The sequence below is a fragment of the Geomonas oryzae genome (genome assembly GCF_004117875.1).
GTDB lineage: Bacteria > Desulfobacterota > Desulfuromonadia > Geobacterales > Geobacteraceae > Geomonas > Geomonas oryzae.
In genome coordinates this window covers 572,333-578,332 of the sequence record NZ_RAHW01000003.1, presented here as the reverse complement: position 1 = coordinate 578,332, position 6,000 = coordinate 572,333, and the positions used below count along the sequence as shown (strand labels likewise).

The 6,000-nt window shown below is 62.5% G+C and carries 6 protein-coding genes; 2 read left to right on the top strand and 4 right to left on the bottom strand.

Translation table 11 applies throughout. The features are described 5' to 3' along the window. Nucleotides 1-122: transposase (locus D6Z24_RS10745; RefSeq protein WP_162605112.1), on the top strand; the 122-nt coding region annotated here is incomplete at its 5' end. A gap of 83 nt (nucleotides 123-205) precedes the next feature. Here the strand turns inward: D6Z24_RS10745 and D6Z24_RS10740 are convergent. From D6Z24_RS10740 to D6Z24_RS10730, 3 genes are read right to left on the bottom strand one after another with little or no spacing between them, the layout of a single operon-like run. Then, nucleotides 206-937, bottom strand: coding sequence for an amino acid ABC transporter ATP-binding protein (locus tag D6Z24_RS10740; RefSeq protein ID WP_129126573.1), 732 nt, complete (start codon nucleotides 935-937; stop codon nucleotides 206-208). Further along, on the bottom strand, nucleotides 927-1,727 hold the full coding sequence (locus D6Z24_RS10735) for an amino acid ABC transporter permease (RefSeq protein ID WP_129126572.1): 801 nt from the start codon (nucleotides 1,725-1,727) through the stop codon (nucleotides 927-929). Before D6Z24_RS10735 ends, D6Z24_RS10740 begins: the two co-directional genes overlap by 11 nt. 49 nt (nucleotides 1,728-1,776) lie before the next feature. Next, nucleotides 1,777-2,568, bottom strand: a complete 792-nt coding sequence (locus tag D6Z24_RS10730; RefSeq protein ID WP_129126571.1) for a transporter substrate-binding domain-containing protein — start codon at nucleotides 2,566-2,568, stop codon at nucleotides 1,777-1,779. 221 nt (nucleotides 2,569-2,789) lie between these two features. Between D6Z24_RS10730 and D6Z24_RS10725 the strand changes: the two genes are divergently transcribed. Then, on the top strand, nucleotides 2,790-3,284 hold the full coding sequence (locus D6Z24_RS10725) for a cytochrome P460 family protein (RefSeq protein WP_198419538.1): 495 nt from the start codon (nucleotides 2,790-2,792) through the stop codon (nucleotides 3,282-3,284). A 1-nt stretch (nucleotide 3,285) separates the two neighbouring features. On the opposite strand, the gene D6Z24_RS10720 is transcribed toward D6Z24_RS10725, so the two are convergent. Further along, complete coding sequence (locus D6Z24_RS10720; RefSeq protein ID WP_129126569.1) at nucleotides 3,286-5,907, bottom strand: CHASE domain-containing protein; 2,622 nt, start codon at nucleotides 5,905-5,907, stop codon at nucleotides 3,286-3,288. Between the last annotated feature and the right edge of the window lie 93 nt (nucleotides 5,908-6,000).

Genomic DNA, 6,000 nt, shown 5'->3' with positions numbered 1-6,000 from the left:
CAGGCATCCTCGAAGGCATCAACAACAAGATCAAAGTGATCAAAAGAGTAGCCTATGGATACCGGGACCATGACTACTTCTTTCTCAAAATCAGAGCAGCATTTCCCGGAATTCCCGGATGAACCTTCGCAAAGGGGGGGACGTCAGGGCATGCTCTCTGCTAGACAAGTAACACTATCGGCTCCCCGGAATACCATGGAGAACCTTAGTATTTGAGGACTTTGCCGAGAAAGGCTTTGAGTTCGGGGCTCTGGGGGGTCTCGAAGAGTGCGGCGGCGGGGCCTTCTTCTACGATCCTGCCGGATCCGAGGAAGATGCCGTGGTCGGCGACTCGCTTGGCGAAGCCCATCTCGTGGGTCACGATGATCAGCTCGCGTTCCTGGGCACGGAGTTCGGCGATCAGGTCGAGTACCTCGGCGGTCATCTCGGGATCGAGGGCTGAGGTCGGCTCGTCGAAGAGTAAAAAGCGCGGCTTGATCGCTACGGCGCGCACGATGGCGACGCGCTGCTGTTGTCCGCCGGAGAGCTCGTAGGGGCGCTTGCCGGCGTGGGAGGAGAGCTGGAAACGGTCTAGAAGTTCCATGGCGTAGCGGTTGGCCGCTTCTTTCGCGTAGCCGTGCGCCTGCACGAGGGGGAGGGTGACGTTTTCAAGCGCGGTCAGGTGGGGGAAGAGGTTGTAGGACTGAAAGACGGTGCCGATGCCGCGCCGGTACCTTATGAGGCTCTCTCCGTCGGTCGGAAGCGGCACGCCGTCGATCTCCACGCCCCCCATATCGGGAAGCTCGAGCCCGGCCAGCACACGCAACAGGGTGGACTTGCCGCCGCCGGAGGGACCGATCAGCGCGATGGAGCGCGCCCCGGAGAGCGAAAGGGTGATGCCGTCCAGGGCGGTCACCCCGTCGAAGCGTTTCACCACCCCGTCGAGCCTAAGACGCATAGCGGTACCTCGTCTCCAGGTACTTGCTCAGCATGGAGATCGGAAGGGTGAGGGCAAGGTAGCCGAGCGCCAGGGGAAGGTAGCTTTCCATGGTCGAGTAGGTGAAGGCGTTCACCTCCTGGGCGTTCAGGGTGAACTCGCTCACGGCGATGATCGACAGAAGCGACGAGTCCTTGATCAGGGAGGCGAACTGTCCCGCAAGCGGCGGGAGGATCCTGCGCATAACCTGGGGAAAGACGACGTAGCGGTAGGTCTGGTACGGGGTGAGCCCGATGGCCCGGGCGGAATCGAGCTGCGACTCACCGACGCTTTCGATCCCGGCCCTGATGATCTCGCTTATGTAGGCGCCGGCGAAGAAGGCGAGGGTGAGCGTCCCGACCAGGTAGCGGTTCCCGATCCCGAAGGCGTCGGCGACCACGTAGAAGAAGACGAGGATCTGCACCAGAAGCGGCGTGCCGCGGATGAACTCGACGTAGATTTTGCCCAGGTAGCGTAGCGGCAGAAACGGGGAGCGGTGCGAAAGGGCGGCGGCAAGGCCGATGACGAGGCTCGCCGCTAGGGATGCGGCGGAGATGGCGAGGGTGATGAGCCAGCCGGAGACGAACATCCGCCGGTACTGGTAAACCGCCTCCCAGTTCCAGCCGTAGTTAAGGCGCGAGAAGGCGAAGCTTAGGACGAGCGCGAGCAGAAACAGGGCGCTCGTCACACCGACGGCGCGGCCGAAGCGGGGAATCTCCTCGTGGTTACCTCTGCTGCGCGCGAAAAGGATCTGGAAGCGGCGGCGGGACATGGCACCTCGGCAGGCGGCGGGGGGCGCAGTGCGTCCCGCTTTGGGGATGTCAGAAGAAGAAGGGGTAGCCCATCCTGCGGAAGCTCTCCTTCTCCTCCTTCAGGTAACGATCGCCCAGCCTCTCGAAGCCGCCGGAGCGCCGGAAATCGGCGAGGAAGCGGTTCACCTGCGCCTTCAGCGCGCCGTTTCCCTTGCGCATCCCTATGGCCCACGATTCGGTCTGGAAGGGCTTCAGGATCGCGCGCGTGGTCTCGGGATTTCTCTGGTAGTTGCGGAAGGTGGACATCTGGTCGTAGATGAAGGCGTCGGCCTTACCCTGTACTACTTCGAGGACCGCGGCGGCCTCCTTGTCGAGGACAAGCATGCTCGCCTTTTTCAGGTGTGCGGCGGCGTAGACGTGGCCGGTGGTTCCCTTCTTCACCGCGACGGTGCGCCCGGGCTGGTCGAGGTCGGCTATGGAGGCGACCGGTGCGTCCTTCCCCACCAGGAGGCAGAGACCGGTGCTTAAGTACGGATCGGAAAAGTCGATGGAGCGCGCCCGCTCGGAGGTTGCGGTCATGGAGGAGATGATGAGGTCGATCTTCCCCGTTTTGAGCGCGGGGATCAGCCCGTCGAATGCGATGTTCTTGATCTCGACCGGGCGCCCGAGCGCCTTGCCGAGCTCCCGCGCGAGTTGCACGCTTACCCCGTCGGGACGTCCGCTTGCGTCGGTCATCTCGAAGGGAGGGTAGGCGAGTTCCATGCCGACCACGAGCGTTTTCGCGGCAAACGCCGGGGACGCGGCGGAAAACAGAACCAGAATAAAGACAGCGATGCTCAAAAAGCCGAGTGCTCTGGACAAAACGCCCTCCTTTTTCCGCGAAACTCGGCATAACCTAATACACCCGGCAAACCCGACTGTCAAATGCGGTCGCTCTTCGGCTTCGTCCTCGCCTGATCTGTCACGGGCTTTCTTTACCGATGGAAAATTTTTGTTATTGTTTCATCGTTTACTCTCTTCCACTTCCCAACCCTTTACACATGTCGCTGCAACTACCGTCATCAATGTTGGAGGAGGTCTTTATGAGAAAAGCGATTCTTGCCTGTGTCACTCTGCTCTCCATGGCGATCCCCGTGCTTGCCGGCCCCACCCCGGTCGCTCCCAACGGCATCGCCCTCTACCCGGACTACATGTCGTGGAGGGTGGTCGCCCCGTCGTACCGGGAGGACAAGGGGCACATCCGCGTCATCACCGGAAACGAGATCGCCGTAGCGGGCCTGAGGGCCGGGGTGAAGCCTCTCCCCGACGGTAGCGTGCTCGCCAAGGTGGCCTGGAAGGCGGTGAAGCACCCGTCGTTTCCCGTGGCGACCGAGTCCGGGGAGTTCGTACAGGTCGAGTTCATGGTGAAGGATGCGAAGAAGTACAAGGAGACGGGAGGTTGGGGCTTCGCGAGGTTCGTCGGCAAGGATCTGAAGCCGTACGGCAAGGATGCTTCGTTCGTCAACGAGTGCTTCGGCTGTCATACGCCGGTGGCCGCAAACGATTACCTCTTTACCAGGATGGCCGTGACGCCCTGATTCACACCTTCTTCATGACGGCCCTGAGCGTTCCGAGCGTGTAGGGTTTCTGGATGAAGCCGGCAAGGCCGCCGTTGAACTTCTCGACCACGTCGTGCTCGCTGAAGCCGCTGGACATGATCACCTTCACCTCCGGGTCCAGGAGCCTGAGCGCGCGGAAGCATGCCTCGCCGTCCATGTGCGGCATGGTGAGGTCGAGGATGACGGCCTGGATCCCTTTCGTGTCGCGGTACAGGGCGAGCGCCTCCTCGCCGCTTTCGGCCAGAAGCGGCGTGTAGCCTAGCTCGGTTAAAAGCGCCGAGGCGATCGAGCGCACCACCTCCTCGTCGTCAACTAGAAGCACTTTGCCTTCCCCCTGCCAGCCGTCCGCGGCGGGGGAGGGCGCGCCTTTTTCCTCGCCCGGAGCGTGGGATTGCGGGAAGAGGACCCTGAAGACGCTCCCTTTGCCCGGTTCGCTGTAGACCTTGATCCCACCTTTGTGGCCGCGCACGATGCCGTGCACCGCCGCGAGTCCGAGGCCGCGCCCGGTGAACTTGGTGGTGAAGAAGGGGTCGAAGATCTTGGCGACCATTTCCCTTTCCATGCCGCAGCCGTTGTCGCTTACCTCCAGAAAGACGTAGTTCCCTTCTTCCATCTGTTCGCCGAGAAGGACATCCTTCAGGCTCGTGCGGTCCATTTCCATCACGCCGGTCGTAATGACGATTTCGCCGCGCCCGTCGCCGATCGCCTCAGAGGCGTTCATGACGAGGTTCATCAGGATCTGCTGGATCTGTGTTACGTCCGCCTCGATGTCGGGGAGCGGGATGTGCAGTTCGAGTTCCAGGCCGGTGCGGTCCGACAGCGACCCTTCGAGGATGTGCTCGAGGTCCTTCACGACCCGGTTCAGGTCCACGGGGCCGACGAAGAATCTCCCCTTGCCGGAGTAGGCGAGCATCTGTTTCGCCAGATCGGCGGCCCTCGTTGCCGCCTGCTGGATCCGGTTCAGGTTCGCGACCACCGGCGAATCGTCGGGAAGTGCCATGAGGGAGAGATCGACGTTCCCTATGATGGCCATGAGGATGTTGTTGAAGTCGTGGGCGACGCCGCCCGCCAGAACGCCGAGGCTCTCCATCTTCTGGGCGTGCACCATCTGCTGCTCCAGGCGCGCCCGTTCCTCCTCGGCGCGTTTGCGCTCGGTGATGTCCTGCCCCACCGCCTGAAAACCGATAAGCCCTCTCTGCTCGTCGAAGATGGCCCGGTTGGTCCACTGGTGCCAGCTGACGCTCCCGTCGGGACCGTTCAGCGCCTGTTCCGTGGTGCAGGTGGGGTTTTCGGGCGAGGTGGCGCTCAGGGCCCGGCGCACCTGTTCGCGGTACTCCGGCAGCAGGAAGTCCAGGAAGTTCTTTCCGATCATCTCGGCCTGGGTCATGCCGGTGCCGGCGGCGAGCGCCGGGTTCGCGTAGGTGATGGTGCCGTCGGGAAGCGTGGTGCTTATGTAGGCTGGGCTGTCTTCCGAGATCTTGCGGTACCGCTCGCGGCTTTCGTTGATCGCTTGCGCCGCGGCGATGGCGCTCGCATGGGCGGAACGCAGCATGAAGGCGATGACGGTGAGGAGCAGGCTCACCGTCAGACCTCCCGCCAGGTAGCCGCGGGATTGCCCCCTCCTCTGCTCCATGGCGAAGGCGGGGAGGGAGTGGAAGGAAAAGAGCCAGTCTCGACCGAAGCGGTGCACGGTGAGCGAGGTCGTGAGGTCGCTGCGGTAATCGCTGGGCACCTTCGTTTTCCAGGCTGCGGTGCTGTCGAAGAGCATCGCGCCCGGATTCTCGCTTTTTTCCGTGAAGATCCTGAAGCCGATGTCGCTGGACCCCTTGGGGAAGTTCGCCGACATGAAATCGAGCATCCTGATCGGGCTGTAGACGAAACCTTTCAGGGCATCGCGCCGCTGCGCCACCGTGGCGATTGCTGCGCCCTGGCGGTAGACCGGCATGTACATGAGGATCCCCTTCTGGGTGTCCTTCTCGATCTCCTGGACCAGGACGACGGGACTGGTCACCGCGGCCTCCCCGCGGTCGCGGGCCTGCTCCATGGCCTCGCGCCGTACCGGCTCGGAGAACATGTCGAAGCCGAAGGCGCGCCGGTTGCGCCAGTCGAAGGGTTCGAGGTAGATGATCGCGGTGTAGAAGGGGCGCTCGCCGCCGGGCCACATGTTGTAGGAGGCAAAACCTTCGTTGCGTATGCGGCGGATGTGGCGCTCCCTCTCGTTCGGGTAGACCACCTCGGTGAAGCCCAGCCCCTGCAGCCCCGGGTAGTTGCTCACGAGGGAGAGCGACTGCGTGTAGCGGCGCCACTCGTCGCGTGTCACGTCATCGCTTGCGTTGTAAAGTCCGGCCGCGCCGCGCAGGATCTGCTCGTCGTCGACTAGCTTGGTGAAAAAGCGCTCCGTGATTTCCTGGGTCCGGTCGCTGAAGACGGTCTGGCTGCGCACGTTGAGGCTGTGGTCGTACTGGCGCCAGAAGAACCAGGTCATCAGGAGGGAGAGGGTCATGACGAGATAGGGGAGGAAAATGACGATCCTTCCCCAGGGGGAGACGGGGGCGCCGGCGGGAGATGTTTTTTCCTGTGCGTAAACGTTTGCGTTCGGCATGCGTTTTTTCCCGTCGTTATGGGGAGCTTCCGCACCGTGCGGTAGATGATTTACTTTACAGGACTTTTTTCCGAATTCAATCCTCCCGGGGAT